The following is a 3,646-nucleotide window of genomic DNA, read 5'->3' on the forward strand; positions in this document are numbered from 1 at the left end:
TATTCATTGATGAAAAGCCCAAATATTACTGTTTTGCCAATGAAACTAAGAACCTGACAGGGGCCGAGGTATTTGCACAGTTTGCACCTCTTGAATGACTCGTAAACATTAGAGGTTACTTTTTACCAGTTTGAGTTAGGTTAGGACGAATAAGCGTACTGCTTCACTCACTTTCGTGCGACGCCGAATAGCTCGTCGTAGACATCGCCCTTACCTCAAAACGAAAAATCTAGCCCAAAAATACCCTTCACGCTACCAAAAAACTGAAACTGGTCATTGGCATTGCCCACCAGGAGAAGCTTACGCCGCATCTTATGGACTCAAATACCATGTTCGTACTGATACCGAACTGAATCCCATATTCACTCAGAACCTAATGTTTTTAGAAGATTACTTTAGGTTCACCGCCAATATCCCCCACTTCATTACAGAACAAATACTAGCAGCAGTTCAAGCCACCCGAGGAACAACCATAGCCGCTACACTTACAAGCATACCTGGAGTGCGTGCTAACGATATTTACGCCATGATTGCCACAGAGCAAGTCTGCAAATTTACAAGACAAGGGTATCAGTTTTTCAATAATGTTCGCATCGGTATTCAAGGAAATTATTAATTAATGAGTTTATCTACTTTACCTATAGAATTTGAATTAGCAGCCGCTAAAATTTTATCTGTTCATTATCTACACTCTTGCTTTAAATTAACAGCAGAAATTAAAAAGGAGTTTTTAATAATTAATTTACAAGGCTATTCTACCGATACTTTTGATCCGAAAAACCGTCTTTATTCTAATCCTATTAGTGAAGTTTATCGAAATAAGAAGGTTGATTTCCGACTATTTTTGTCTGGGGAACATTTAGCATTATCTGGCTGGTGGAGAACTGCAATTCTATCGCTTGAGTACACTCCAATACGACAAGAATGGTTGAACGAAGACGGTGAGGAAATTCTTCGTCCCTATCCAGATGGTGATAAGTTTGAGGCAATTGCTGCTTCTTTTTACCCGATTTTACAACAGTATTTCCCAATTTGAAGATTATGTCTAAAAAGAAAAGTAAAATTAAAAATAATAGTTACTAAGATGAATCAGCTAACAATCTCTGCCAAAATCGGAACTTATTTTTCTATTAAAAAGCTAGTTAACTTAATAGAAGCGCAAATATTGGAATTAGATGAAAATCTAGAATTAACTAGTGAAGAGATTTTTGAGATTGTCTGCCAAGAATATCACCTAAATACTGATTTTCTCAAACAAGCTTTGGGTTGTAAATGTCCATTTGCTTTAATTGGTTTTATTAATGAATTAGAATTCAATGAATTTTCTCATTATTCTGTTATTATCGAAGACTCAAATATGTATAGTCAAAATGTCAACCAACCAGCCATTTAGGGACTTCCAGAAAATAAACTATTCCATTCTCTGCTTCTGCTGGAAGGGATGATATCTACCCAACCACAGCAGAAGTCTTTCAGCGTTCATGTGACAAAAAAGGAATTATGACTAAATATTTCAACGAGAAAACAAAGCAGCCCTGCATAATTATCGAACACAGTATTGCAAACGCCCCTTATTGCTTGGTTGAGTATGCGGGCCGCATACGCACAACTGAGCATTTTGCAAATTTGAAGAGAATCAAGGTTGAAGTTATAAGATAGGAAAAAGGGCGAATAGGAATTTTATACAATGAGAATTACTGAGATTTACGTTAGGAATAATTGTTTAGTATTTTGTGCCGATGATGGATGTAAATCAATTTATCATTTATCAAATATTATTATAGATACAGGCTTATCAATAGATTCGCTCTCTCCCGAAAACCTACCAGAATCCAGAGTACAAACAATTATTGAAGCTGAAGGTGAACAAATAGCAATAATTGAAATCAAAGGCCCAGTTGGTAGATTAGAAAATGCGGAAAATTGCCTTGATGCTAACTATAATGAAGCTACTCACAGTTGCTCTTATAGCTTTTCCGGGCAAATAAACAATATCTTAAATCAGCTTTTTAGTTAACTTTATGATAAAAATGAAACACCGTGGTATAAGTATTCAAACTTACCAAGATGACATTACAGAATTTTGGTACGCTACAGCAAAACACCCCAAAGAGAAAGGCGCAAGCTTAAAATCTCATGCTGATTATCCCACCCAAGAAGCTGCACAAAAATATATGTGCGGCGTGTTAGATGCAATCTTAGATCAGTGTTCTGCTTGTGCTGGGGAGGGAAAGGTCTATCGCTGGTTGGGCGATCAGTCGCCTCAAAAATGCAATTGGTGTAATGGCACTGGCAACATTAAAAATGTACAACAAATGACATTTTAGGAACCATGAGTAAATGCCCAATAGGATTAATTTGTGAATTTTTTGATTGTGATAAGAAACAATGCTTTCAATTAGTTAAACCGTGGCTATTACCTTATTGCGATAGATCCTTTGATATTGAATGGCGTACAAAGTGGGGCTTTTTGGTGGAAATCCCTCAATACAATGATAGCTATACTGGCGATCCAGACAAGGACGAATCAATTCATCTGACTTTTCCCGTTAAGTCTCCTTTGCAAGCTGCCAGCCTTCACAGAGGTCGTGCAATTTTAACCAACCTCGCCACAGTACTTGAATACCAATGGGTGTTTTACTTCGATGTTCTAAGTAGCCACCAAGACGAGCAACAGTTTCAACAGCCCAGCTAACTGTTAGTACTTTGGGAAGTTTAGGGGACTTAGCTTTTAAAATCTTGAGTTCAAGGGGATTGAGAATTTCAACTGCTGGAGCTAAGGGTTGAGTGCGGTGTAGATAAGTTAACTGCAAAAGTTCAACAGCAATCACACGTAAAGATTCCAATTAGGGTTTTCATACCCTCAGCAGCAAGCCTATATTTTTCGACTTGGCATCCAGACTTGAAAATTTTATGATAGTCCTCAACTCGCCAACGGTAAGAGTACCAGCCCAGAATCATCGAAGCCATTTCGATATCTGCAACAACTTCTGTAGTGAGCAACATCCACTCGATAGGGGTTTCGCCTTCGGGACAATTAAGTTCTGTGGCATAAACAGCATACACAGATAGCGGGTCACGATTAGAAAAACGGTAAGGAGTTCGGAGATTAACAGCACAGAATCTTATTGCCAGTTTTGTTTGGCGTTGCGGACGCTTTTGAGTTGCTGGTAATTCGATTTCTTGTTCAAAACTAATGGGTTGTGCTTCTAACTTCGACCACAGACGTTCACTATCGGAATCTAAACTGCGGTTATGAGCCGCGCGAACCAGAACTCCAGTGTGTTGAAGTTGACGAGTTTTATCAAAAACTTCTGTGATATCACCTTCGCGGTCGAAAACGTGAATCACTTGCGTGTTCTGACTAACAAGGTTTTCAACAGTGGTGAGTGCTTCTACCCATTTGTATGATTCTTTTTGCTCAAAGGGTCGGTTTCGGGCTTCTTTACGGGCTGCTGCCTGTCGCTGTTTCTTCTGTGTTGGAGTTTCATCTAGCAGCGGTTTCGATTTTGGCTCCCGATTCCATAGTTTTTGCCACAACAACCCAACAGATTGACCACTCTCAGGTTTGATAGCTAATGCACTGTGCAATATTAAGCCGTTACCGCCTTTTCCAATTGGGCCGTAACCTTCTTTTTTAGACTCA

General features: G+C 38.8%; 5 protein-coding genes and 1 pseudogene. 5 read left to right on the forward strand and 1 reads right to left on the reverse strand.

What is annotated here, in order from left to right:
* The first annotated feature begins 175 nt into the window (after positions 1-175).
* From ACWATR_RS38935 to ACWATR_RS38955, 5 genes are all read left to right on the forward strand, one after another.
* Positions 176-616: a hypothetical protein gene (locus ACWATR_RS38935; RefSeq protein ID WP_460345422.1), complete on the forward strand. Its 441-nt coding sequence runs from the start codon at positions 176-178 to the stop codon at positions 614-616.
* Between the two features lie 3 nt (positions 617-619).
* Positions 620-1,036, forward strand: coding sequence for a hypothetical protein (locus ACWATR_RS38940; protein WP_460345425.1), 417 nt, complete (start codon positions 620-622; stop codon positions 1,034-1,036).
* 48 nt (positions 1,037-1,084) lie between these two features.
* Positions 1,085-1,393: a hypothetical protein gene (locus tag ACWATR_RS38945; protein WP_460345428.1), complete on the forward strand. Its 309-nt coding sequence runs from the start codon at positions 1,085-1,087 to the stop codon at positions 1,391-1,393.
* 294 nt (positions 1,394-1,687) lie between these two features.
* Positions 1,688-2,017, forward strand: coding sequence for a hypothetical protein (locus ACWATR_RS38950; protein ID WP_460345431.1), 330 nt, complete (start codon positions 1,688-1,690; stop codon positions 2,015-2,017).
* A 13-nt stretch (positions 2,018-2,030) separates the two neighbouring features.
* Entirely contained in the window at positions 2,031-2,327 is a 297-nt protein-coding gene (locus ACWATR_RS38955; protein WP_460345434.1) for a hypothetical protein, read from the forward strand.
* Between the two features lie 222 nt (positions 2,328-2,549).
* Here the strand turns inward: ACWATR_RS38955 and ACWATR_RS38960 are convergent.
* Positions 2,550-3,646: pseudogene (locus ACWATR_RS38960) on the reverse strand (IS4 family transposase); the annotation flags it as partial.

This window comes from Nostoc sp. UIC 10890, assembly GCF_054786515.1.

Coding starts and splice junctions, on each gene's coding strand:
- ACWATR_RS38940 (WP_460345425.1), top strand. CDS start 620: ATGAGTTTATCTACTTTACCTATAGAATTTGAATTAGCAGCCGCTAAA.
- ACWATR_RS38945 (WP_460345428.1), top strand. CDS start 1,085: ATGAATCAGCTAACAATCTCTGCCAAAATCGGAACTTATTTTTCTATT.
- ACWATR_RS38950 (WP_460345431.1), top strand. CDS start 1,688: ATGAGAATTACTGAGATTTACGTTAGGAATAATTGTTTAGTATTTTGT.
- ACWATR_RS38955 (WP_460345434.1), top strand. CDS start 2,031: ATGAAACACCGTGGTATAAGTATTCAAACTTACCAAGATGACATTACA.